Origin of the sequence: Paenibacillus sp. H1-7 (assembly GCF_022354825.1) — a bacterium.
Classification (GTDB): Bacteria; Bacillota; Bacilli; order Paenibacillales; family NBRC-103111; genus Paenibacillus_S.
In genome coordinates this window covers 2,381,224-2,404,526 of record NZ_CP031168.1, presented here as the reverse complement: position 1 = coordinate 2,404,526, position 23,303 = coordinate 2,381,224, and the positions used below count along the sequence as shown (strand labels likewise).

Genomic DNA, 23,303 nt, shown 5'->3' with positions numbered 1-23,303 from the left:
AAAAAACTCCTTTCAAAATTGGTTAAGCTCTAGGCGAGCTTTCAAACTTACCTTTATGAGTCAAGTCGCAGAACGGTTTTTGACTGGATAACCCGCACCGGCAAAGAATAAAACTTTCCTTGGTCTCAAAACGGTTCCCCACCGCATCCACCATTTCTACATTACCCGTAATACGCAATGGTCCATTATCGTTTACTTTAATCGTAACTTCAGACATGTTGATCTCGCCCCTATTCGACTAATTTGGTGAAATACACTTAGAAAACGAAGCAATCCAGATCACAAAAGCCACTGCCATGATGATGATTGCATCCATGATGATGGTGCGCCTTTTGAGGTGCCTGAATTCCTGCTCCGCCGCCTCCGTAATTGGTTCCATTGTAATAGCCTCCAAAGAAATTATGCGGAGACCAGTCCGGACTGGCTTTGGGAGCTGGCGGCGACAAAGACTCAAATTCGTTGGCACCGTAGACAATATTGCCTCCTACTACAGTGAAGACAGATTCAATTCTTTTAATAGCTTCTTCGGAGACATGAAAGAAGTTATCGGATAGTATCGAAAAATCAGCATAATGACCTGCTTTGATTTGCCCTTTTACATCTTCTTCTTTGGAAAACCATGCATTTCCTGATGTATACATGCGAAGCGCTTCATGCCTCTCTACACGATTGGAAGCTGGGTACAAGCTTAGTCCGCCAAGTGTCTTGCCCGTCACTAACCAATATAAGGCAACCCAGGGATTATAACTGGCTACTCTTGTTGCATCCGTCCCTACACCAACACGCAATCCAGACTTAATCATCTTGGTAATCGGAGGAGCATTTTCCGCTGCTTTGGCCCCATATCTATCGACGAAATATTCACCTTGAAAGGCCATTCGGCTTTGAACGGCAATCGAACCTCCTAATGCCACAACTCGTTCCAAATCCTTCTCCTGGATTGTTTCCGCATGATCTAAAATCCAGCGCAAATCTTTGAACGGAACCTCTTTGTTCACGCGTTCAAATACATCGAGAAAACGTGTTATAGATTCTCCATAAGTGGCGTGAAGACGAAATGGCCAACGTTGCCCTACAAGATGCTGGGTAACTTCGAAGAGCTCATCTTCCAGTACAGCAGGAAGTTCCGGACGAGGTTCTACAAAATCTTCAAAGTCTGCTGCGCTATAAACAAGCATTTCACCTGCTCCATTATGACGATAGTAGGAGCTGCCCGTGTACGGCTGCGTTGTTGCGGTCCATGCTTTAAAATCACTTACCTCATTTTTGGGATGCTGGGTGAATAAATTATACGCCGTACGAACCGTAATTTCTCCGCGCCGGTCAAGCTCATCAAACACCTGGTAATCATCGGGATAGTTCTGAAAGCCCCCGCCTGCGTCAATAACGCTTGTGACTCCGAATCGATTCAATTCCCTCATAAACAACCGAGTGGAATTCATTTGATCCTCGTAAGAAAGCTTAGGTCCTTTAGCTAAGGTGGCGTACAAAATCGTAGCATTGGGTCGAGCGATGAGCATCCCTGTAGGATTACCTTGGCTATCCCTTTGGATTTCTCCGCCTGGCGGGTTCGGCGTATTTTTCGTATACCCGATTACTCGCAATGCAGCTTTGTTCAAAAAGGCTTGACGGTAAAGATTGAGGATAAATACGGGAGTTTCAGGAGCAATCCGATTGATTTCTTCTAATGTTGGCATACGGCGTTCGGTGAACTGAAACTCTGTCCAGCCGCCAACAACACGGACCCAGTGAGGTGCTGGCGTGCGATCCACCTGCTTCTTCAACATCCGCAAGGCATCCGCTACTGAGGGTACTCCATCCCAACGAAGCTCGAGATTATAATTGAGCCCGCCTCGAATGAGATGAATATGAGAATCGTTCAAACCCGGAATCAACATTCGCTTATTTGCATCCACAACCTGCGTGGTATGCCCAACATATTTCATGATTTCGGCATCGTCCCCCACGGCCAGGAATTGGCCGTTCTTTACTGCTACGGATGTGGCTGTCGGATTAGCGTCGTCCATCGTCACGATTTGAGCATTATGAATGACTAGGCTCGCTTCAATTACCGTCGTTTTCTCAGACATGAATGAATCTCTCCTTTGAAATTTATTGAGTTATTTGCGGCTTAACCAAAGCTGTATCCATGGTATCAACCGTTGTCCTAAAAACATACCAAAGAGACCAAGCAATCCCAAAAAAGGCGGCGCCGGAGATGGGATCTTAAGTGATTGAAAAACGACCCCAATGACAATACCTGTAGCCAAAGCGAGAAATATTGAACCCCACATCTAATTTCCCTCCTTTCTGCGGGTCAATATGGTTTATTGCAAAGTATTCACCTTCATAAGTCTATAAGCTCTCTATTCTTTCTATCAATATGACATTCTCTATAACACCCATAGGGATCGATTATATATTATTTTTGGTGATCGGAAGTGAGCCGCGTTGAATTCATTTGACAGCCACAAAATTTCTTATTCATATATAGTACATTTTGACCTGTATAGATTTTCCCTATGTGTTATATAGAAAACTGAAGATTGTTTGGACACTTGCATTTCAATAAACTGATTGCAAGCAGCAGGTTTCAAACTATTTGGATTTGCTGTAATCATATCCATGGAAAGCGGGGATTTTATATGTTCAACAGCAAGACAGATTTACTTACGGCGGAAAACTCGGCAATTATTCTTATTGATCATCAGCCTCAAATGCTGTTTGGTGTCCAAAGCGCTGATCGCCAAACCATCATTAACAACACGGTTGGACTTGCAAAAGCGGCCAAAGTATTCAATGCGCCTATTATTCTTACAACGGTTGCCGCTGAGTCATTCTCAGGTCCAATTCATCCGCATATTCAGGAGGTATTTCCTGAGATAACGCCGATTGACCGTACATCCATGAACTCTTGGGAAGACGAGAACTTCGTGGCTGCTGTGAAACAAACAGGCCGTAAGAAGCTCATTATGGCAGCGCTTTGGACAGAGGTTTGTCTTGCTTTCCCTGTCATTTCAGCCCTTAAAGAAGGTTATGAAGTCTACATCGTAACGGATGCTTCCGGCGGGACAACAACAGATGCACATAACATGTCCATTCAACGCATGATACAGGCAGGAGCCATCCCGGTTACCTGGCTATCCGTTTTGCTTGAGTACCAACGCGACTGGGCTCGTCAAGAAACCTATGAACCAGTGTTGGCAGTTGCTATGCAGCATAGTGGCGCTTACGGTGCGGGCATTGTTTATGCGCAAGCGATGTTTGGCGGCCATGGAGGATAAACTCTATATTCGATAGGGGCGGCTAGCCCCTGACCTCCATATGCGGGTCCGCATACGGCGGTTCTTAAAGGTTAACGAAGTTCCAAATAACGTGAAATTAGGCTGAGTAGCCCTTGGTCGCTCCAATAGGAGCGGTTAAGGGCGTTATTTATGTTGCGGGACATCACCCAGCAGCCACGCCGGGAATTTGCCATCATCCTAGCCGCTCATCCGGGAACTTCTAAAGCACGAAATGATTCAGCGCGGCTTCTCAACCGCGGGTCCAGCTCCGTTAATTGAGAATGTAGCTCTTTATATTATCAGGCTACACGCATAGTGTCTCCAACGTACCAACCCTAAAATCTAGCAACCTTCACCTGAAATCTGGCGGATATATTACAAGACAGGTTCCCACTTATAATGTTTATAAAGACCTGGGATCGTCCGGTCAGGCGAATATAGGTATTTGGGCAACAGGCGATTCATCACGGCCCATTATTCCAAGGGTAACTATCACTTTCAATGGGCACCGCCTTTTTGTTTGAAATATCTTTGCAGCTATTACGAATAATCATTTGGGTCGGGAGGAGATACACTATGGAATTGCGCCAGCTTGAATATTTTATTCAAATATGCAAATCGGGAAGCTTCACGAAAGCTAAAGAACAATTAGGGGTTACCCAGCCTACGTTAAGTCAGCAAATTCGAGTATTGGAAGACGAGTATGATACTCTTTTGTTCAATCGGGTTAGCAGGGGAGTGAAGCTGACGGAAGCAGGAAGAATTCTCTTGAATAAGGGGAATGCCATTATGAATCTTCTTGAGGAAGCCCGAAATAAGATATACGGTCAGAAGCATGTAGCGAGAGAAACACTTACAATTGGTTGTTGCCCTTCCGAAATGGAATATTTAGCTCCTACTTTCCTTAGATTTCACCAAAAGTTCCCAAATGCGCAGTTGAAAATTATCGAGGCGGAGGATGTAGAACTTAAACTTCAAGAGCATGGGGTTGACATTGGTATTACCTCGAATCCTATATCAGATCATTCGGTGGTTGCAACACATCTTTACAGGCAAGAAATGGCACTCTTGCTTCACACCAGCCATCCTATGGCAGATAAAGTATCCATTCCTTTTCGAGCTTTGAAGCAGATGAATTCAATTGTGTTTCGAGGACAATACAAATCGTTAATTGAAATGTATGGTTTCTCTTGCGGCTTTACCTTGGAGTCGATGATCGAGACGACTTCAACCTCATTATTGATCCATTGGGTTCGGCAAGGACATGGAGCAGCTCTTCTTCCGATCTCTTTACTCAGAAGTATAAACAATGATTCCTTGCGCATTGTAAGGATCGAAGGCCAGGTTCCTACTTGGGATATATCCCTTGTGTATCTTAACTCTGCGATGATGAGATCAACGGCACACGAGTTCATTCAAGAGATGAAACAGTTTGTAAGAGTTGCTGAAACTGGATAAATAGATGGATGAGTACATGGAAAACTATAAGCGGGGAGAGGTGTGAACAAAAGTGTTCAGGCACTTAGAGTGCTTCATTCAAATTTGCAAAGAAGGCAGCTTTACGAAAGCTGCGGAAGTATTATTGGTCTCTCAGCCAACATTAAGTCAGCAGATCCGGTACTTGGAAACTGAGGTCGGCACCCCATTGTTCGAGCGGTTTGGCAGAGGAGTAAAAGCTACACCTGCGGGGGAGATTCTATATGAAAAAGCCCTTTCCGTAATGGGATTAATTGAAGAATCAAAAAAAGAAACGCAGGAGCTGCGTCACGCTCGGACCAATAAACTTTTGATAGGCATCGCGCCTAACAACTTCATCCATTTAGTGCCCGGCTTTTTGAAATTCCATGAAAAGTATCCGGATATCAGCTTAAAGTTTGTGGGGGCAGAGGTTACATCTAAACAACTATTGGAAGGGAGCTTTCATATTGGTATTACGGATGAGCCCGAACCAAACGAAGATATTCATATGATGCATTTATATCATGAAGAACAAGCTTTGGTCGTTTATACGGATCACCCATGGGCAGACAGAAAGGTTATTTCTTTTCGTGAATTAGAAGATTTTGATGGTGTTTTATTGGCTAAAGACTTACAAATCTTCAGACAGATTCATACATTAAGCGATAAGCTCACCAATACCCTGCCATACAAATTCGAGTCTACCTCAACGAGCATACTTCTATCCATGGTCTTACATAAAATGGGTGCTGCTATTTTACCTGTTTCTTTGATCGATAGCTTTCCTTGTCAAGGTATGAGGATGATTCGTCTTGTGGAGCCCACACCTACTCGAGAGATCAAGCTGATTTATCTCAAGCATCAGTTCCGTAACCCTTCTGTTCAAGCCTTTATTCATTATCTTCTTGATCTTACGAAAACTTAACAGATCTGACCCATTTCAGAGCTTGGAGCTCGATTACAAAAAGGCGTTGCTGGTAAGTCTCGTCGCGTTGCACACTAATGTTCGACAAAGAAATTGCTTCGCGGGGAGGGTTCTGCAAATGTTCAGTGCAATTTCAGCCCCTAATTGGATTCTCAAATAGCCTTCGCTGGCGTCGGTATTCCAGCGCTGTGATGCCTTCGGTATCCTTGAATAATCTCGTAAAATGCTTCACATTTTCGAATCCAACCTGATCACTGATTTCGTACACCTTCAAATCGGAGTGCACCAGCAGCTCCTTCGCCTTGTCCAGCCTTAACCGGCGAACATAGTTCGAGAAACTCTCACCGCTATATTCTTGGAAGGCTTGGCTGAAATAAGAGTAATTAAGTGAGAAATGGTTGGACACGACCGCCATGTTCAAATTGTCGGCATAATGCGTCTGCAAGTAGGCGAGAACTTTTTGCATCGTATTTTGATCCGCAGGTGCTTGCTCTCTCCGATCTTGGATAAACCGATCCAGACTCTCGAGAAGCTGCTCAACAGCTGTATAATAATGTTCAAATCGATCGAAATTCCCGATATGGCCAACGTAGGCGTACGGCCTTAATAGGTCAAGCACTCTATTTCCGTAGATGTGGAACACCTTGTCAAACAGCTCTTCATTGAACAGCTGGCTGATCCGTTCCAGGTAGCCGATTTCACAGCAGCTAATGATACGAACATCTAGAATTTGATCGAGAAGCTGCTTCATTTCCTTCCCGCGTCCCATTCCCATCAGATTCGATAATCGCCCAATCAACTCAACAGGAACGACATGCCGCTCATAGCGCTCACTTATGCTGGTATAGTCCAGCACATCGAGTTCTGGAAGCACAATGCTGTATTTCAAGGTTTGCTTCGCTTGGCTGTATGCCCACTTTATCTGCTCTATCCCTTGAACAGACTCGCTAATCGCAATTCGCAGCTGAGACTCATATACACTCAACCTCCACCGTTCCGCCAACTGGAAGAATATAACCGGATCGCGTGCGATCATAATCGTGCCGCCTTCTCCATCACGCGTGAGCATCCAATCTATATGCCCTTGTAACAGCTCAGCGATTTGATTCCTAAAAGAAGCAGCATCCGTACTGCCAGGCTCTGATCCTCCACCGTGTCGCGTAAGCAAACCCAGTTTATATCCTGCATCCAACCAGCTAAATCCGGCCTGCTTCAGCTGGTTCTGTGTTATCGCATCCCCTACATCCTTCTGGGTCAAATGCTGGGTGACTAGCTCGGCAGCAGCAAGGCTGGCATCTTCGCCCGCCTTGTCTGCCCGCTCTTCTCTCATCCTTATGTCCCGCATTAATCGCTCCAGGACGGCAAACAGCTCCTCCCGTATCACAGGCTTCACGAGATATTCCTTCACGGCCAAACGAATCGCTTTCTGCGCATATTCGAACTCATTATAGCCAGACAGCAAAACAACCTCGGGTTTAACCGGATGGTCTTGTAACTGCTCGAGCAGTTCGATCCCATCCATAATTGGCATTCGGATATCTGTGAACATAATATCCGCAGGCTCCTGCCGAAGCAGCTCCAGCGCCTCTTGTCCATTCTCGGCAAATCGGTAGTTGAACAAGTTAGGAAACTGCCTTTCAATCACCGATTGCAAGCCCCTCCGAATGATCTTCTCGTCGTCGACGATCAGTAAGCTAATCATAGATGTCTAATCCCCCTCCCATGACACGATACGGCAAAGTCATGATTATGCGTGTATAGCTTCCTTCCTGACTCTCGATCTGAATCCCATATTCCGTCCCATAGCTCATCACTAGGCGTTGGTCCACATTTCGCAGACCGATTCCATTGCTGTGGTGGTTATCTTTGCGAACAAATAATTGCCGGACATCCTGGTAAGCGGACTCTTCCATCCGGAGCATTCGATTCAATAAGCCCAGCTTCTCTTCCGGTATGCCGCAGCCGTTGTCAGTGATCTCTATGACACAAGCTTGATCACGCCTGACGGCAGAGATCGTAATGACAAGATTTCCGTCACTGGAATGCATGCGGCTCATTCCATGCTTGATTGCATTCTCGACTACGGGCTGCAGTGACATTTTGAGCGATTCCTGCTTGAGGCATTCCGGTGTAATCGCCAGTTGGAGATCAAGTCTTCCATCATAACGGATGCTCATGACGGATACATAATGGCGTACCTGCTGAATCTCATCGCTGAGCATCACGTGGTCCCTCTTCCATTCCATCGAATACCTCATCATACCGCCAAGCGCGGTCATTATGTCCGATATAAGGAATTGCTCTTCGATCTCCGCCAGCATCTTGACGTTCTCCAACGTATTGAAGAGGAAGTGGGAATCGATCTGGTTCTTCAGCGCCCTAAGCTCGGCTTCTTTGCCTGCCGCCTGCCTAGCTGCCTGCTCTTGAATGAGCTCGTTAATCTTTAGAATGAGCTTGCGGTAATGAAAGCCCAGCTCTCCTACCTCATCGGTACCGGTAATAGGCGGCAGCTCGACGTCGAAGTTACCGCTTCTTACCTGTTCCATCGATTCTTTTAATACCTTAAGCCTGCGCAAAATCATCGCCTGCAGCGAGTAAGACAGCAGTACGAGAAATGCAGCTAGTAACGAAATGAGTACAATATAACGAACTCTTGAATGGTTAATGCTTTCCATCGTGTCCGCAAGACTAACCATATTGACCAGATGTACGTCGATCGATGGAATGTAGATCTGAAATGCCAAGTAGGACCGCCCATTAACCTTGAACTGTACCGTCTCGTAATCTGTATTATTCGTCAGATTTACGCTGTTCATCAATTGCTCTGCACTGTGCTGCTCGAACACAGGTGAAGCCTTCAAGCTGAATACCTGCCCGCTCCTTGCTACTACGATCAGCTGGGAGTTCGTGTCCTGCACACTACTGAATGTTCGAGAGAAGAAATCCGACAGCTTCATCGATATTTCTAGAATCCCGTTATGTGTTGCGTTATCCGCATATTTGAATTCCTGCAAGTACGTCATGAAGGGCTCATTCGGCGATGGTTCGGATGGCGCACCGGTAAGTGAAACATTTTCCTGTATCTCCCACCAGGGCAAACCGCTCTGCTTCATCACCTTATCATGCCAAGTCCTGTCCTGAATACGTGATTCCTTTAGGATGACTGGCCAAATCTCATTCACATAAGGGTTGTCCGTGAATAACCGGACATTCGCAATTCGTGGATTGTTGAACAGAAAATATTGAAAGCTGTTGACCACATCATTCTTAATATGAATAACATGCGCTGTACTCTGAGTTTGTTCAATTTGCAGAAATTTGTTCATTTCCCGATTGGATAACGCAAGCTGACCTGTCCATCCCATCAGCTCCATGTTATTCTCAATGTTCGTCTTCTCGACCGCAAGCGCATTCTCGCTGTTCTTCGTCAATTCTTTCATTGCCTTGGCGGACTCTTCATTGAGCATATACCAGGAGAATAGAACGACCGGTATGAGGATAACGAAGACAAATGACAGAATCAGTTTGACTTGAAGCGAAAGCTTAAACGTAAATGCACGTATCTCCAATAACCAACGGATTGCCGCGAATCCCATCTCCTACTTCCTCTAATGATTGAGCGACGACTTCAGCTTCTGTACATTTCGTTCATAGGCTGCTTGCCGGCTAGCTACGATGGCTTCATACTCGGGATCCTTAGTAATGCTGTTCATGAATTCGGCGAACAGTTGATCGAACTCAGCATCCGACTTGGACATCAGCAGCTTCGGCAGCGTCTCGGCCCAGAGCCGCACGTTTTGACCTTCCGCAATACCTTCCTTCGTCGTCGGGTCCGGATCCAGATTGTCGAACTCGGTCATGCTGATCGTCTTGCCCCTCGTCCAATCGGCAATTTGTTTGGCAGGCTCGGCATCCATCCCCTTCATCCATGCTAGATTCATGTTCGTATCCATTAGCATCCAGTACATATAAGAACCGCCGTATTTGCTATCGAACGCTTTGCGGTCAGTGTTGAGCATATGTATGACCTCCGGCAGGAACTGATCTTTGCCGTCTATCGTATCGTAGGTAACGCCTTTCTCTCCTAAGTACAGATCCTTGTTTCCCTCTTCGCTGAGCAAATAGCTGAGGAAGGCAATTGCCCGCTTCTTATCCTTGACGTTCTTCGAGATGAGCGTCACCGTCCAACCGGAGACGCCGTTTCCTGCAAGTGTTGGCGCATCATGCACATCATTCGCCGGACCATCAATCGCGATATACACCTTATTCGGGTCCTTCCGATACAACACTTGGTTAATCTCTGAAAAATCAGACCACTGATACAGCATGGCAAAATAGCGCCCTTGCAAAATTTTCTCATCCTTTTCCAGTCGTTTTTCATCAATATAGACATCTGTCGGCATCAGCCCGTCCTCATTCGCTTGGCGGAACACCTTCAGCCATTTCAGATAGGTTGGATCGCTCCGGCGGTCGTACAGCTTGCCGTTTTTCTGCTGCGGAATGGCTAGGAAGTTCTGAAGATACGCTTCCAGCGAATAGTTGCCGGTTTCCGTAAATTCGTGCAGGCCGATCGGAATGAGCGGCTGGCCGTCCACTTCCGGAAACTTCTCTTTTGCAGCCTTCAGCGCGTTGAGGAACCCTTCCGGCGTGCTCATATCCGGCTTCCCAAGTGCTTCATACATGTCTTTCCGAACAACAAAGGTCTGATTAGACGTAAAAAGCTGGCCATATTTTTGATAATCCGCAGGGGATGAAGATGCATTCGGGTAGCCATACACATTGCCGTCAGCCTGAGTATACCAGCTAAGCTTCACGGGGTCCGCAACTTTAAAGAAAAAAGGATCATACTGTTCCGCTAGCTCATTCAATGGGAGCACCATATCTCCCTTGATCATCTTAAGCACGGCATCCTCGTACCAGCCAAGCGTGATGAAGTCAGGGAGCGACCTTGCTGCCATCATCGTGTTGAGCTTCTCGCTGGCGTCGCCGGCAGGCACGATAAAGTTCAAGCTGACGCCCGTCTTCTTCGTTATATAATCGGAAACGGCGTTGCCTCCCCACTTGCTTTTAAACCAATCGAAATTGATATACCAGTTAAACGTAATCGGTGTTGTATCCAGCTTCCAGGTAGGCTCATCCGGAGAAGGCTTCGTTTGGGAAACATCAGCCCCCATATGTTTGGCGTTGGAGTTCGTATGATCCTCAGCAGTGCTTTTGCTCGATGTGCCGGTGTTCCCATAGCAAGCCGCTAACGTCAGACATGTCATTAGAGCTAGCAACAGCATTGCTGATTTGCGTATTTTATCCATTCAGTAATACTCCTTCGTCTGTGTAGGTTGGCGAACTTAATGTCCTATTATTGGAGATTGGCATCTTGTCATACGCAAGCAGGCTTACAGTGTGCTGCTTCAGAATAAGCCGGGCAGCGTAAAGCTCATTAAGAAATTCTGCACTGTCCATGCTGCATAACCGTTGATTTGCAAAATGCCGATAACCGTACTCAAGTTCAACTCAACGTCAGCTTGTATGGCGGCGTCAGCGATTTCTTCCCGTGTCTGGAACTCTCCTGCAATCCACCGTTTGAGAAAGGCATCCCTTACGAGCGACCGTTGTCAGTTAACTCGGCTTCCAACCGTTTATTTTTCATGATGATAATCGGATATATTGCTGTATAAAAAGTCATATTCGTTTCGTCCGACGATAGCCTCATTTTTGCCAAAATGCTCCGTCTCATCACCAATCAGCCTATTGATCGGAGTGCTGTTTCGGTACGACAGCAATAATCTGATCAACAGGCCGAGCAGCAGTGCCGCTACGGTAAACACCCGTGTGAATTGCTTGATTTTGTCGGCGTTCTCTATCAGAACTCACCTGGGAATTCCCGCCCTGTATACCTCGATCGGGAATGATTTAAATGACAATATAAGAAATTGAAAATCTGAAAGTTTCAGTACACTCTAGTAGTCCACCCTGTCGTTGAGGGTGTTTTCCATAAAAAACTATCCTTTCTCTCCAAACTCTGATTCATCCTCGCCGAAGAAAACTTGAATTAGTTGTCTCACCCTATCGTCAGCAATGGTGTAGTTGACTTCGAGTCCGTTCCGTTCTGTTTTGACAATGCCGAAGTTACGAAGTTTTTGCAAATGTTGAGACACTGTAGATTGTGGAAGACGTAAGCATTCCTGAATGAATCCAACGTTACAATAACCATTCTTGTGAAGTCCTTTTACGATGCACAATCGTACCGGGTGAGCTAACGCTTTCAAAATGTCCGAGGTCTCATGAAATTGTTCGAAATTGTTATACATCGGGAATCCCTTCGATCTACAAAGTCAATATATCGTAATATTACGATATAACATTTATAAATGCAACTAATAAGGAGCGATTTAAATGGGACGACAAGAGAAGTATTTTACCACATATATGTGATACGGTTCACCGCGAATGATCTTAAACTATCCTGCCTGTTAGCTTAACGTCACGTTACCGGTCCAGTCTAAAACTTTTTTTAGTCCAATACTTTTCTTGTTGATTTATTCCAATTACAAAACCAATCTCGAGGGCATAGAGCGGGGCTTGATCAATCTTCCTCCCTAATGGCGACGCACTTAAAGGATACTTTCGCGCCTACTGGTGAACTTAAATCGATGATTTCTGGTTGCCCGGCGTGGCGCGGCACGCCCTCTATGCTGCGATACTACTGGTCGTACCCCTTAAGAATAACCCCGGAGTACCGATTTTTTTCATAAATATCCTATCTGTGAGCGCTGCCTTTCGGTACAATGGACATGATAACTACTACTCAAACAGTTAGAACCAGGAGGAACACTCAAAATGAAAGATCAATTCGAGCAGCTTTTTGATTCGGCTCAGGCACAACAACTACTGGACCAGATGTACGGCAGCGAAGAACGAGAGCGACAGATTGAGAGGTACCGGAGGTGTATGGAAGGATACGGTGCGCAATATGGAAGTACAGAGTCGTTGAAATACTTCAGTGCTCCGGGTCGCACAGAGATAGGCGGTAATCATACGGACCATAACAATGGAAAGGTGCTGGCGGCTAGTATTCAGTTAGATACGATTGCGGCTGCAGCAGCCGTAGACACCGGAGTTATTTCCGTAATTTCTGAAGGGTATCCAGGCATGTCAGTCATCCATCTAGATGATCTAGAAGCTCAGTCAGGCGAGGGCGGGACAGCTGCTTTGATCCGCGGTATTGCACACGGTTTCCAGCAGCACGGGTACCGAATCGGCGGATTCAATGCTAACGTCAGCAGTAACGTTCTTCCGGCGTCAGGACTCAGCTCCTCTGCATCTTTTGAAGTTTTGATCTGCCAGATTCTAAGTACTTTTTATAACAACGGAGAGATGGATGCGGTTATGATGTCGCGCATCGGCAAGTATGCCGAAAATCTTTATTGGAACAAGCCATCAGGAATGTTAGACCAGATGGCCTGCTCGTACGGCGGTATGATCACAATCGACTTTAAGGAGCCGGCAGAGCCTCAGATCGAGCGTATTCCAGGTACCTTTGAAGCAGCAGGTTACAGCCTTGTCATCGTCAGCACCGGCGGTAACCATGCTGACCTGACGAAGGATTATGCATCGATTCCGAACGAGATGCGGGCGGTGGCACAAGCCTTCGGTGTAGAGGTATGTCGCGATTTGACGGCAGAGATGATCTACGGTCGGCTAGTGGAACTCCGCGAAACTACCGGAGATCGAGCGGTGCTGCGGGCGCTCCATTTCCTGGATGAAAATGACCGCGTCGGGCGGCAGGTAGAGGCAATTAAGGCGGGCGAGTGGCAGAACGTGCTGAAGTATATTACCGCTTCGGGTAATTCCTCTTGGAAATGGCTGCAGAACATCTACCAAGAATCGTTGTCACGTGAACAAGGGATTGCGCTTACACTCGCCATTACCGAACGTTTCATCGACCGGTTGGGCGAGGGTGCATGCAGAGTACACGGCGGCGGTTTCGCCGGCGTCATTCTCGCCGTTCTGCCACACGCGTCGGTAGCGGAATACCGGGAACTAATCGGGCGTACGACTGGCACGGAACTGTTCAAGATCCGCGTACGCGAAATCGGAGCGGTCTGCTTGAATACGCTCTTGTAGGTTCGATGGCTTAATCGTCAAATGTATGCTTCCCTTATACTAAAGGTTTTTTATAATTCGCCTGTCTATCGTAAGGGGAGCATGCAATTGACAAGGGTAATGTTTGTGTCGTCCGAAAGGTGTCTAAAGTTTATATCCGCCCCGTTCTGAAGCAAGAACTTCATTACCTCTAATTGATCATTTTCCACTGCAATATTTAGTAAAGAATGACCACAATTTATACACTCATAATTTGCGCTAATACCGCTCGAAATAAGGGGTTTTACGGTCTCTATATTACCATTCGCAGCTGCTCTACAGATATTATCATTCAAGACTAGTCCCCCTCTAGAGGTATTTTTAAAACACGAACGAATAAAAGCTAGTCTAGATCATACTTTGCAAATGGCAAACTCCAAATAGAACCAACAAAATCCCCGTCAGTTTTATTCAATATTTCTTTTTCAATGATTTGAAAAATAATTGTCTCCCCCCACTTATCCTTTGTTTTTATCCCCTTTGAAGACAAATATTTTAGTCCTGATTCAATCCCTTTAACTTCTGTTTTTATTCCACCTTTTTTGAAAATACCGAAATGATAATCTCTGTATATTAGTGATTCTGAAATCCAAAACGTCTTAACTTTAAATTTCTTTGATACATCAATCGGAAGCTTCTCATCCAGTATAAACCGGGCGTTTATATCAAAAATTAATGTCCACGGCTCAACATAACCAACTCCAAGGGCAGACGCCATAGTAACGGATGTAATATCCTCAAAATGAAGTCCATCTTTCGATTTATAATAAATCCCCGATAAGTTTCTTTTTCGACGACTGTTGGTTCCGCTTTTATACAAAGTAACCCAATATTCCATGCCACTGATATCACCTCATTAATACTTACGTTCAGGTGAAGAATTCGCCATCAATTACCAATTACCTTTTTTTTGGGGGATATGGGCCATCTAACATGCCCGTTATAACAAAAACGGCTGCCGACCAATGCCGGCAACCGCGTCGTTGTTGTTTATTAAGCTATCGTACCCGTTGGTTTATTGGTTCCGGTCTCCGGACAAATAAAGCTCTCTTGCGGTCTGCAGGAACAGTTTCACCCCGTGTGGAGCCTCCTTCAAAGAAGGAACCGCCAGATGAATCTCTCTAAACAGCTGCGGATCAATTGTTCGAATGCGGACATTAGGCGGCAGCGCCGACAACGACAACGAAGTTTTCGATACGATCGAGGCGCCTAGCCCTTCTTGAATCATGCTCAATGCCGTGTTTATGTTGTGGCCGTCATATTTGGTGTGCAAAGTGGCTCCGAATTGCTGGAACAGCTCGTAAATCGGCGTTACAAACCCACCTCATAGGTTCATTATCCGGATCCGTGATATGGATTGTCGGACGGCTTTGCAACGGATGATCATCCCGAAGGACCAGACATAATTCATCTCGGAAGAACGGAATCGTTTCCAGTTCGTTGCTCGGCGGAATAATCCATCCGACATCGATCCTTCTGGAATCTAGCCATTGTTTAATCTCATCAATGGTTCCTTCGTACAGTTCGAATGTCAGCCCCGGGTACTTCTCCCCGATCACCCTCAATATTTTTGGCAAGAAGTTCGCGGACACAATCGGGAACGCCCCGACGCGAACGGTGCCGACTTCAAACCCAGCCATGCTCAGCTATCTTCATGCCGCAGCGGTGGCCCGAGCGAACGGTATTTCGGCTGAGCAGTTTCTGCCATACGCTACCGAAACAATGTCGTCACTGCCAAAGTTCATCGAGTTCTACACACCACGGATTAACGTGGGTGAATATCCCGGAGACGTGGACAGACTTGCCATGGGTTTGGCGAGCGTTGAGCACGTCGTTCATACGAGCCAGAATGCCGGCATCGATAAACGATGTTCTGAAAGTATTCAGACGCGGCATGGAGAACGGTCACGCTGGTGATAGCTTCACCAGTCTCATTGAAATCTTCAAGAAGTCCGATATTCGTCCATAAAAAATGGCCGTTCCTTACGGAATGGCCTTTACTCTTACCGTAACAGGCAGGCGGTGATCCATATCATAATAAGCTATCGTACCCTGTAGTTCAATCACCTGTTAGTTTCTCTGCTCCTATTTCGGTTATCTGTAAGAGTATCTGTGATCCATTTTTTAATAAATTCAATCAGTTTTTGGGCTGCTGGAGAGACATTTCTAATAGATAAGGCAGCAATACCTATGGAGCGATAATACATCCCTTCCAATGGACGGCACACTACATTCTCGGGTAGTTGTGACAAAATCATTTCTGGGAGAATGCTTATTCCTAAATTGCTTTGCACCATGGCGATTATGGCATGGTCATCTTCTAGCTCATATTTGATGGTTGGTTTGACTTTATTTTGTGTGAAAATTCGCATTACATCAGTGTCACAACCCGCAACGGGCATGATAAAAGGCTCAGTGATGACTTGTTCTAAGCGGATGGTTGATTGAAGGCAAAGGGGATGCTGAGAACCTACAATACACATCATCCTATCCTGATAAAGCGGCTCTACATCAAATGCCTCGAGCGTAGGCAGATTCACAAATCCAAAGTCAGCAGTTCCACTTGCTATCCATTCCTCTATTTCATGGTAGTTACCATCAAGAAGTTTGATTTCAATTTGAGGGAATTGATTCTGAAACATTTTCAAAATTTGAGGCAACCATTGTATAGATACACTTGTGAAAGTACCTATCTTCACGGTTCCGATCTCAATCCCTTTTATCGCGGCAATCTCTTGATTAAGTTTTTCATTCACCTGAAGAATTTCTCTAATGTGCGGGATCAAGCGTTCTCCGTTGTTGGTGAGTCGGATCCCTGCTCTGTTCCTTATAAGGAGACTCAGACCGAGCTCACGTTCCAAGCTGGAAATCGCATGACTGATCGCTGATTGTGTTAGATTTAACAACTCTCCCGCTCTTGTTAGACTTCCCACTTCGACTACTTTGCTGAAAATCCGATATTTATCTAAATTCATAATTACTCCTAGCATACATGAGTATTCTTCATGTATATTATTATAAACATTCATTTTATTTATTTAAAGATTAATTGTATAGTCTAATTTATACAAAAGCATTTCAAAAAAAGGAGCATGGTGGAGATGACAATTGAAGCAAACGGATCGTATTATGCAGTCATTTTTTCGAGTCAACGAACTGGTGGGGATAATGGCTATAACATCATGGCTGAAAAAATGGAGCAGCTTGCTGCGGAGCAACCTGGATTCTTAGGGGTGGAAAGTGTGAGGGATGCAGCAGGAGTCGGCATTACCATTTCTTATTGGGATAGCCTAGAGGCGATACGCAATTGGAAGCAGAATCAGCTGCACAAAGTGGCTCAGGAAAAAGGTAAGCAAATCTGGTACCAAAATTATCAAATCAAAATTTGTAAAGTTGAACGGGAGTATTCCTTTTAATGGACAATTCCCTTTAAAAGATGGAGACTCTGTGTGCCGATTCATTCGGCGAAAGGTTTCCATTTTGAAGGATAATGCGAGGCATCGCAATAGGAATTTCTCCAGTAATTCTTTATTCGCCTTTAAAAAATTGCTCACCCCATCATCTTCCATACTAAGAATATGGCGGTTGCGGCGGGTAATGTTTATACGGGAAATCTACATTAAATCGGAACCGTTAGCGGAATAAGCAAATTTGCTATATGATACGGTTTAGCTTAACGTGCTATCGGCGAAAAATGCAAAAGGAGCTGTCGCATCACGACAAGCTCCTAGAAATCCATTTGATTATGCCAGCAAGTAAAACCGGTGCTGTGTCACTTCAAAGTAACCCTGCCGTTCAATATGCAGATGAATGCTGTATAGCCGCTCCATGTGGCAGCTGCGTCTCTAGCGTAACCCGTTAGCTTTGACGTGTGGATTACTCTCAATCAATGAGATTTTCCTTCCTTAATCTCGAAAATTCCGTCGCATAATACGCCAAGGCGATGGCCGGTAAGGCGATTCCGATCAGCAGTGCCGCCTCCCAGCCCCCCGTTGCGTAAGCCCATCCCCCTGCCGCTGAGCCGATTGCGCCCCCTAAAAAGAAAATGGCCATATACAAACCGTTAAGCCTACTGCGAAATTCCGCTCCTAAAGAGAAAATCACCCGCTGCCCGAGAACCATGTTGGCCGAAACCCCCATGTCAAGTAAAATCGCCGCAACTACGAGGATGGGGACTGCGAGTGCAGAACTTGATGGAACCAGCAAGGGAAGCAGCTCGGAAAAGATGACGATGGCTAATGCCCATCCCGTAGCCGGGCGAACCCATCCACGGTCTGCCATACGGCCCGCCGCTGGCGCCACAATTGCCCCCATTACCCCGACTAATGCGAACAGAGCGACCTGCTTCTGAGTGAAATGGAATGGCGGACTTGTCAATACCAACGGAACTGTAGTCCAAAATAAACTGAACGTTCCGAATACACAAGCATGATAAAATGCCCTCCGGCGCAATGCCGGTGTCGCCTTCAGCAGATGCAGCATGGAGTGCAGCAGCGCCGGGTAAGCTGTAGCGATCGAAGGCTTCCTTGAGGGTAGTGCCTTTGCCAATACAAGAGCCAGCGCGAAAATCAATGCTGCGGAGATGAAATATATGGCGCGCCAGCCCATATACTCGGCCACCAAGCTTGAAATGGGACGCGCGAGCATAATCCCCAGAAGTAGCCCGCTCATGACGTTGCCCACATTGCGACCGCGCACGGCTTCAGGCGAAAGATGAGCCGCATACGGCACAAGGATTTGTGCTGCTACGGAACCTACTCCGATCACGAGTGAAGCGGTGAGGAACAGGATGGCGCTTTTGATTACAGCGGCAATTGTCAAAACGGCGGCTGTAAGGAGCAATGATGAAAGGATCAACTTACGATTTTCCAGGATGTCTCCCAACGGTACGATAAATAACAAGCCGATCCCGTAGCCGACTTGAGTCAACGTAACGATGAGCGCGGCAGCGCCGGAGGAGAGCCCGATGGTCGAACCGATCGAGCCTATCAATGGTTGAGCATAATAAAGATTTGCCGCTATGATACCGCAAGCGGCTGCCAGGATAAAAATCAGCGATGGCGAAACCGATTTTTCCGTTGGAATGGAAGCTGAATGCATAGAAAGTCCCCTTTACTCACCATAAATTTTCTGGAACATTCGTTCCGGAATGTGCAAAAAAATATTTTATAGCATTTCCATCACCATATCTATCATCTGCTGCATCTTGCTGCGGTCACCCTGCACCTTCGCAACGATATTTATACTATGATTCAGGTTTAAGAGCAGATAAGATAAAGTCTTGATATCTTTCTCAGGCATGATTTCTCCCGTCTCCTGACCTTTGCGCAGCAGCTCATAGAAGGATTTCTCCAACTCGTCAAACCGCTCCCTGATCAACGCATTCAGTTGCTCGTCTGGCGAATCCATGCCGACTGCTGCATTAGTAATGAGACAGCCCTTCGGCGACTCGCCATCCAAGGCGGAATCGATGTGTATCTCGAAGTACTGCCGGATTCCCGATTTTGCAGATGTCGCATTGACGAGGATGTCCCGTTTGGCTTGCTTCCACTTCTTGTACCAGTTGATTGCCTCGATATAAAGCGTTTGTTTGTCCCCGAACGTTTCGTACAGACTTGATCTGCTAAGATCCATAGCTTCCAGCAAATCGGGAATGCTTGCCGCTTCGTAGCCCTTCTTCCAAAAAACGAGCATCGCTTTATGAAGCACCGCTTCTTTATCAAACTCTTTGTAGCGTCCCATGGTTCTCCCTCCGTTTCCGTAGGTACAGTATATACTTTTCTGGAACGATAAGTCCAGTATTTTCTGCAAATATGAAAGTTAGCTCAGGCTGGGATAAGATGGATTGCAGACTTTTAAGTGAAATTAGTGGACCTCTGCTTTTCGATCAGCACTTTCTAAAGAATAGCATGCTAGCTATTAGAGTAATCTGCCCGTTACTTCAATATAAAAAAAGGAGCCGCGTTGAAGCAGCTCCTACACTATCGTACCCGTTAGCTTAACGAAGGGCGAATGCCCAATGCGTGAAAATGGTATTTCTGTTTTACCTTGTATCTTTATTATCTTTAGACTTTCGAGCAAACAGCAGTTGGATAGTTATTGCACCGATAAAGACAATTAAATATATGGGACAATCTTCTTTCAAATCAATAAAACTTGTTTTTGCTTTTCCTGTAATGATTCCATATACAATTAGAACTACAAACCAAGTTACGAAAGCAAAAGCGGTAAGTCGATTAATGAGGTTCTTGTATTGATTAAAATATTTTATTTGATGTAATGAAATGTTTGTAGCTATTATTACTACAAAAATGATCATTTCCACTCTCTATCATTCGTCCTTTGGCATAGATTTCTGATTACGTCTTTTTGCGAACTTAGTAAAAATCCGTCACATCTATGTTATTCGTGAAGTGATTACGCTATCCTGCCCGTTAATTGAGTAAACGGCAGCCGTTCGCTAACCGGCTGCCGTCGTGGGTTTATTCAGCTAACGTACCCTTTAGTTCAATAGCGTAATTAGTCTGGGACTGATGTAAATCTTTACGATAAGTGTTCTAACTCCTTAGATACCACTTCGAATCTTTTTATTCCTTCAACCGTGTCTACATATATAAAAAATATATAATTGTGTAGGTATCTTAGTTTTGATAAAGAAATATGCTCTTTATCGACCTCGCTTTTTATATCTTTTTGTACCCTCAGTATCAAATCAAAATTCCCGTAAAAGAAGTTAGCTGTAGGTTTAATAACAAGCGTGGAGTTGTTGAAACGGTCAAAGTATATCTGTAATTTTTGAATTTTTCTTTCGAAGAATGTGAGTAATGAAGAAATATATGCAATAGTTGAGCTATCTAATTGGACAATTTCATCTTTTGAAAGTCCTTTCGCCTCATATTCTTTTTCAAACTGTCCTACCAGAAATCTCAACAACCTCCAATTCAAATTCACCCAATAAACATCAGCCATGACAAATTCGTAAATGGGTTTGTAAAAAAGAAGTTCTCTTCGTAATTCAACATACTTCCTTTTCTTCTTTCCTCTTTTAAATATTTTAAAAAAGGTGCCCACCCACTTTCGAAAGTAGCTATCCGTTTAATTTTAATTCTTTCTTCGTATTATATTTTACTCCAATCGTTGCGTTAACCTGTCTCTGCCGCAGGGCGATCTGCTCCCTGGTTGTTATCCAACGTACCCGATAGTTCAATGGATTACTGAAATTTAAATACAATAACAATTTTTATGATCTTATATATTATTCAATTTATACTTTGTTTTCTCTACTAGCCTTATCTTGTATTTTTCATTTAGATATCTTCCTATTGGTTTCCCATCTCTGTTTAAGCAATATGCAAATGATTTAATTTCATTTCCATTCCGTAACAAAAAAATATACTCATCCTCGGCCGGTTCTTTCCCTAAACGGAAAGTAACCGTCCCGATCTCACGTGTCGTGACCGATGTGATTTGTTGAATTTCATCAACATTGAATTCTATGCCCTTACAGAAAAAAATATATTTCGTTAACCGTCAATCATGTAGTTTCCAGTAATACCCCTTCATGTAAAGCATGTTAATAATAAAGAACACCACGAAAAGGATTAATAGGGTTTGTTGATTCCAATCATGAAATGAACAATTATTAAAAAAATTAGATACACCAACGGGTAAATTATAAGAGTCTTTTTGAAATTAAATTCCACCTTGGAATCCTTTAATCTCATTAGGTCAGTCACCATTCAGAATCAATCCTCCATCCATATGTTACAACATTAATTCACTGAAGTTAAATACCCGCTAGAGCACAACACGGCTGCCAATCCATACCGGCAGTCGCGTTTTAGTTGTTTTTTAAACTATCGTACCCGTTAGCTTAATCATTTTTCAGTCCTTAACTATTTTAACAGCAGTATTCAAGCCAGCTCGAAGTTCTTATACTCCATGTAAAACTCCTTGTACTCACAAACACTTTCCTCGATAAACTTATACTGAGGGAACCAACGGAAGAATGATAACTCTAATTTTTCAATTTGTCGTTGGGGGATTTCTTTTAGCAGTCAAAACAAAACTTAAAGTTCCCGCAATATTCATGCAGTGCGCGTTAAAATCACCAATTAGTGAGTTTTTATCTTCGCTTAACTTAATAAAACTTTACTCAATTATTCTGCCCGTCCTATCGTAGGGTCAGTTCCACACTATCATACCCGCTAGCTTAATCAACTCTAGATAACAGTTCGTCAATTTGTCTAGTAAGTTCTTCTAGTTGCTCATCATTTGTTGGGCTAAATTTAATCCGTAATAGATCTGGCTTTAGTTCCAAGAGCTTCTCATTAGATAACCGATTTATTAACCCGTGCAACAAGAAGTACTTCCAACTGCCATCCTTTGTCTTTAAAACAGCCCGAATGTGTGGAATTAAATACTCCTCATAATTAGCAATGATGTCTTCAATATCCTGAGCTATAGGCCAGTTCATGTCCTGCAACCATTCAAGGAGTTCAGGAAGAATCGGGACTATTTTTTCTTTTGATGCATTTTTCAATAATTCTACACGCTCATAATCCATTTTTGTTCTTGGAATTAATTCGGAGCTCTCCATTCGTCACCACCTATCCTCGTTTAGACCGGTCACTACGAGTCTTTATTCAGCTATACCCTTTAGCTGCCACGTTCTACGGGCATCACGTGAGTCCGCGTCGCCCGCACTGCTCTTCACTATTAATGTGAGTACGGGACACGCTGGTGAATGCTCTCTCAGGTTGCATTCAGGATAATGTCCTTTATTTCAATCAGAGTCTTGATTCGATAGCTGGCCTGTGAGAAGTCATGTGTTTTTGTGAAGTCGTTATGGACAATAGCACAGTCGATACCAGCCGCCACGGCTGAGTTCAACCCTCTGTTTGAATCCTCTACAACCAGGGTCTCTTCTTTGGTAGCTCCGAAGCGCTTTAGTCCGGTCAAATATGGTTCCGGGTGCGGCTTGGTGCGCTCGTAGTCTTCACGAACAAGGACGAATTCCATGAATTGTATAATCTGGCGCTTTTCATGAATAAGTTGAAAATCCGCACGTTTTGCAGTCGTCACGATGGCCATGCGGACGTACTTTGACAGTTCGGCTAGAGTTTCAACTACGCCTTCAATCTCTATGGCTTCTGTTCTTAGATATTCCTGATAATAGACGTTGCGGACATCACGCTGCTTGCTGATGGTCTGTTCATCAATACCTGCTGCCCTAGCTTGGGACCAAGTGCCCAATGACTGGGTCATGTCGCGGAGGTATTGATCTTTATCCAAGGTAAATCCAATGTCAGCCAGAGCGCGTTCTCCCGCTTTGTAATACCAGAATTCAGTATCAACCAGAACACCATCATGATCGAAGAGTATGTACTTTTTCATTGTTTCGTTCTCCTTTGTCAGCTGCGGCAACCATGCGTGACATCAAGCACCGTTGATCACCCAATAATTATGACCATATCGAGTGCTGCGCTTGATGA

Annotated in this window: 24 protein-coding genes and 1 pseudogene; 6 read left to right on the top strand and 19 right to left on the bottom strand. The window is 44.8% G+C overall.

Features of this window, described 5'->3' with window-relative positions:
• Positions 1–22 precede the first annotated feature (22 nt).
• The 3 genes from DVH26_RS10925 to DVH26_RS10915 are packed head-to-tail and all read right to left on the bottom strand — an operon-like array spanning position 23 to position 2,294.
• The gene (locus DVH26_RS10925) at positions 23–217 is read right to left on the bottom strand and encodes a CDGSH iron-sulfur domain-containing protein (RefSeq protein ID WP_239633713.1); all 195 of its coding nucleotides are present in this window, start codon (positions 215–217) and stop codon (positions 23–25) included.
• Positions 218–257: 40 nt separating this feature from the next.
• Positions 258–2,090: an amidohydrolase gene (locus DVH26_RS10920; protein WP_239633712.1), complete on the bottom strand. Its 1,833-nt coding sequence runs from the start codon at positions 2,088–2,090 to the stop codon at positions 258–260.
• A 30-nt stretch (positions 2,091–2,120) separates the two neighbouring features.
• A complete protein-coding gene (locus tag DVH26_RS10915) occupies positions 2,121–2,294 on the bottom strand; it encodes a XapX domain-containing protein (protein WP_239633711.1) in 174 nt (57 codons plus the stop codon).
• Positions 2,295–2,645: 351 nt separating this feature from the next.
• On the opposite strand from DVH26_RS10915, the gene DVH26_RS10910 reads away from it, so the two are divergent.
• From DVH26_RS10910 to DVH26_RS10900, 3 genes are all read left to right on the top strand, one after another.
• Positions 2,646–3,284: a hydrolase gene (locus DVH26_RS10910; RefSeq protein ID WP_239633710.1), complete on the top strand. Its 639-nt coding sequence runs from the start codon at positions 2,646–2,648 to the stop codon at positions 3,282–3,284.
• Between the two features lie 576 nt (positions 3,285–3,860).
• Positions 3,861–4,742, top strand: a complete 882-nt coding sequence (locus DVH26_RS10905) for a LysR family transcriptional regulator (RefSeq protein ID WP_239633709.1) — start codon at positions 3,861–3,863, stop codon at positions 4,740–4,742.
• A 52-nt stretch (positions 4,743–4,794) separates the two neighbouring features.
• A complete protein-coding gene (locus DVH26_RS10900; RefSeq protein WP_239633708.1) occupies positions 4,795–5,667 on the top strand; it encodes a LysR family transcriptional regulator in 873 nt (290 codons plus the stop codon).
• A gap of 133 nt (positions 5,668–5,800) precedes the next feature.
• Here the strand turns inward: DVH26_RS10900 and DVH26_RS10895 are convergent, their stop codons facing one another.
• From DVH26_RS10895 to DVH26_RS10880, 4 genes are all read right to left on the bottom strand, one after another.
• Positions 5,801–7,369: a response regulator gene (locus tag DVH26_RS10895; RefSeq protein ID WP_239633707.1), complete on the bottom strand. Its 1,569-nt coding sequence runs from the start codon at positions 7,367–7,369 to the stop codon at positions 5,801–5,803.
• The gene (locus tag DVH26_RS10890; protein WP_239633706.1) at positions 7,362–9,263 is read right to left on the bottom strand and encodes a sensor histidine kinase; all 1,902 of its coding nucleotides are present in this window, start codon (positions 9,261–9,263) and stop codon (positions 7,362–7,364) included. The genes DVH26_RS10895 and DVH26_RS10890 overlap by 8 nt, the downstream gene beginning before the upstream one ends.
• Positions 9,264–9,275: 12 nt before the next feature.
• On the bottom strand, positions 9,276–10,976 hold the full coding sequence (locus DVH26_RS10885) for an extracellular solute-binding protein (RefSeq protein ID WP_239633705.1): 1,701 nt from the start codon (positions 10,974–10,976) through the stop codon (positions 9,276–9,278).
• Positions 10,977–11,666: 690 nt separating this feature from the next.
• On the bottom strand, positions 11,667–11,975 hold the full coding sequence (locus DVH26_RS10880; RefSeq protein WP_239633704.1) for an ArsR/SmtB family transcription factor: 309 nt from the start codon (positions 11,973–11,975) through the stop codon (positions 11,667–11,669).
• A 529-nt stretch (positions 11,976–12,504) separates the two neighbouring features.
• On the opposite strand from DVH26_RS10880, the gene DVH26_RS10875 reads away from it, so the two are divergent.
• Complete coding sequence (locus DVH26_RS10875; protein WP_239633703.1) at positions 12,505–13,791, top strand: galactokinase; 1,287 nt, start codon at positions 12,505–12,507, stop codon at positions 13,789–13,791.
• A 65-nt stretch (positions 13,792–13,856) separates the two neighbouring features.
• Here DVH26_RS10875 and DVH26_RS37280 read toward each other — a convergent pair whose 3' ends face one another.
• The 4 genes from DVH26_RS37280 to DVH26_RS37080 form a co-directional block, all read right to left on the bottom strand.
• Entirely contained in the window at positions 13,857–14,105 is a 249-nt protein-coding gene (locus tag DVH26_RS37280) for an ankyrin repeat domain-containing protein (protein ID WP_481857588.1), read from the bottom strand.
• A 47-nt stretch (positions 14,106–14,152) separates the two neighbouring features.
• Positions 14,153–14,647: a hypothetical protein gene (locus tag DVH26_RS10870; RefSeq protein ID WP_239633702.1), complete on the bottom strand. Its 495-nt coding sequence runs from the start codon at positions 14,645–14,647 to the stop codon at positions 14,153–14,155.
• 177 nt (positions 14,648–14,824) lie between these two features.
• Positions 14,825–15,082 carry a LysR substrate-binding domain-containing protein gene (locus DVH26_RS37085; RefSeq protein ID WP_275590465.1) on the bottom strand — a complete coding sequence of 86 codons (258 nt, stop codon included), beginning with the start codon at positions 15,080–15,082 and terminating at the stop codon, positions 14,825–14,827.
• Positions 15,066–15,449 (bottom strand): LysR family transcriptional regulator substrate-binding protein, encoded by a 384-nt coding sequence (locus DVH26_RS37080; RefSeq protein WP_275590464.1) that lies wholly within the window; start codon positions 15,447–15,449, stop codon positions 15,066–15,068. Before DVH26_RS37080 ends, DVH26_RS37085 begins: the two co-directional genes overlap by 17 nt.
• Between DVH26_RS37080 and DVH26_RS10860 the strand changes: the two are divergent.
• Positions 15,445–15,778 (top strand): annotated as a pseudogene (locus tag DVH26_RS10860) (imine reductase family protein); the annotation flags it as partial. The gene DVH26_RS37080 and the pseudogene DVH26_RS10860 overlap by 5 nt on opposite strands.
• 94 nt (positions 15,779–15,872) lie before the next feature.
• Here the strand turns inward: DVH26_RS10860 and DVH26_RS10855 are convergent.
• Positions 15,873–16,784, bottom strand: coding sequence for a LysR family transcriptional regulator (locus DVH26_RS10855; RefSeq protein ID WP_239633701.1), 912 nt, complete (start codon positions 16,782–16,784; stop codon positions 15,873–15,875).
• 126 nt (positions 16,785–16,910) lie between these two features.
• On the opposite strand from DVH26_RS10855, the gene DVH26_RS10850 reads away from it, so the two are divergent.
• On the top strand, positions 16,911–17,225 hold the full coding sequence (locus tag DVH26_RS10850; RefSeq protein WP_239633700.1) for an antibiotic biosynthesis monooxygenase family protein: 315 nt from the start codon (positions 16,911–16,913) through the stop codon (positions 17,223–17,225).
• Between the two features lie 466 nt (positions 17,226–17,691).
• Here the strand turns inward: DVH26_RS10850 and DVH26_RS10845 are convergent, their stop codons facing one another.
• The 7 genes from DVH26_RS10845 to DVH26_RS10815 form a co-directional block, all read right to left on the bottom strand.
• Complete coding sequence (locus DVH26_RS10845) at positions 17,692–18,909, bottom strand: MFS transporter (protein ID WP_239633699.1); 1,218 nt, start codon at positions 18,907–18,909, stop codon at positions 17,692–17,694.
• A 66-nt stretch (positions 18,910–18,975) separates the two neighbouring features.
• Positions 18,976–19,551 (bottom strand): TetR/AcrR family transcriptional regulator, encoded by a 576-nt coding sequence (locus DVH26_RS10840; protein ID WP_239633698.1) that lies wholly within the window; start codon positions 19,549–19,551, stop codon positions 18,976–18,978.
• Positions 19,552–19,852: 301 nt separating this feature from the next.
• Positions 19,853–20,134 (bottom strand): hypothetical protein, encoded by a 282-nt coding sequence (locus DVH26_RS10835; RefSeq protein WP_239633541.1) that lies wholly within the window; start codon positions 20,132–20,134, stop codon positions 19,853–19,855.
• 218 nt (positions 20,135–20,352) lie between these two features.
• Entirely contained in the window at positions 20,353–20,778 is a 426-nt protein-coding gene (locus tag DVH26_RS10830; protein ID WP_239633697.1) for a hypothetical protein, read from the bottom strand.
• 944 nt (positions 20,779–21,722) lie between these two features.
• Positions 21,723–21,839, bottom strand: coding sequence for a YxiJ family protein (locus tag DVH26_RS10825; RefSeq protein WP_239635337.1), 117 nt, complete (start codon positions 21,837–21,839; stop codon positions 21,723–21,725).
• Positions 21,840–22,021: 182 nt separating this feature from the next.
• The gene (locus DVH26_RS10820; protein ID WP_239633696.1) at positions 22,022–22,408 is read right to left on the bottom strand and encodes a DUF5071 domain-containing protein; all 387 of its coding nucleotides are present in this window, start codon (positions 22,406–22,408) and stop codon (positions 22,022–22,024) included.
• A 155-nt stretch (positions 22,409–22,563) separates the two neighbouring features.
• The gene (locus tag DVH26_RS10815; RefSeq protein WP_239633695.1) at positions 22,564–23,205 is read right to left on the bottom strand and encodes an HAD family hydrolase; all 642 of its coding nucleotides are present in this window, start codon (positions 23,203–23,205) and stop codon (positions 22,564–22,566) included.
• Positions 23,206–23,303 lie beyond the last annotated feature (98 nt).

Coding starts and splice junctions, on each gene's coding strand:
- DVH26_RS10925 (WP_239633713.1), bottom strand. CDS start 217: ATGTCTGAAGTTACGATTAAAGTAAACGATAATGGACCATTGCGTATT.
- DVH26_RS10920 (WP_239633712.1), bottom strand. CDS start 2,090: ATGTCTGAGAAAACGACGGTAATTGAAGCGAGCCTAGTCATTCATAAT.
- DVH26_RS10915 (WP_239633711.1), bottom strand. CDS start 2,294: ATGTGGGGTTCAATATTTCTCGCTTTGGCTACAGGTATTGTCATTGGG.
- DVH26_RS10910 (WP_239633710.1), top strand. CDS start 2,646: ATGTTCAACAGCAAGACAGATTTACTTACGGCGGAAAACTCGGCAATT.
- DVH26_RS10905 (WP_239633709.1), top strand. CDS start 3,861: ATGGAATTGCGCCAGCTTGAATATTTTATTCAAATATGCAAATCGGGA.
- DVH26_RS10895 (WP_239633707.1), bottom strand. CDS start 7,369: ATGATTAGCTTACTGATCGTCGACGACGAGAAGATCATTCGGAGGGGC.
- DVH26_RS10890 (WP_239633706.1), bottom strand. CDS start 9,263: ATGGGATTCGCGGCAATCCGTTGGTTATTGGAGATACGTGCATTTACG.
- DVH26_RS10885 (WP_239633705.1), bottom strand. CDS start 10,976: ATGGATAAAATACGCAAATCAGCAATGCTGTTGCTAGCTCTAATGACA.
- DVH26_RS10880 (WP_239633704.1), bottom strand. CDS start 11,975: ATGTATAACAATTTCGAACAATTTCATGAGACCTCGGACATTTTGAAA.
- DVH26_RS10875 (WP_239633703.1), top strand. CDS start 12,505: ATGAAAGATCAATTCGAGCAGCTTTTTGATTCGGCTCAGGCACAACAA.
- DVH26_RS10870 (WP_239633702.1), bottom strand. CDS start 14,647: ATGGAATATTGGGTTACTTTGTATAAAAGCGGAACCAACAGTCGTCGA.
- DVH26_RS37080 (WP_275590464.1), bottom strand. CDS start 15,449: ATGGCTGGGTTTGAAGTCGGCACCGTTCGCGTCGGGGCGTTCCCGATT.
- DVH26_RS10855 (WP_239633701.1), bottom strand. CDS start 16,784: ATGAATTTAGATAAATATCGGATTTTCAGCAAAGTAGTCGAAGTGGGA.
- DVH26_RS10850 (WP_239633700.1), top strand. CDS start 16,911: ATGACAATTGAAGCAAACGGATCGTATTATGCAGTCATTTTTTCGAGT.
- DVH26_RS10845 (WP_239633699.1), bottom strand. CDS start 18,909: ATGCATTCAGCTTCCATTCCAACGGAAAAATCGGTTTCGCCATCGCTG.
- DVH26_RS10840 (WP_239633698.1), bottom strand. CDS start 19,551: ATGGGACGCTACAAAGAGTTTGATAAAGAAGCGGTGCTTCATAAAGCG.
- DVH26_RS10830 (WP_239633697.1), bottom strand. CDS start 20,778: ATGGCTGATGTTTATTGGGTGAATTTGAATTGGAGGTTGTTGAGATTT.
- DVH26_RS10820 (WP_239633696.1), bottom strand. CDS start 22,408: ATGGAGAGCTCCGAATTAATTCCAAGAACAAAAATGGATTATGAGCGT.
- DVH26_RS10815 (WP_239633695.1), bottom strand. CDS start 23,205: ATGAAAAAGTACATACTCTTCGATCATGATGGTGTTCTGGTTGATACT.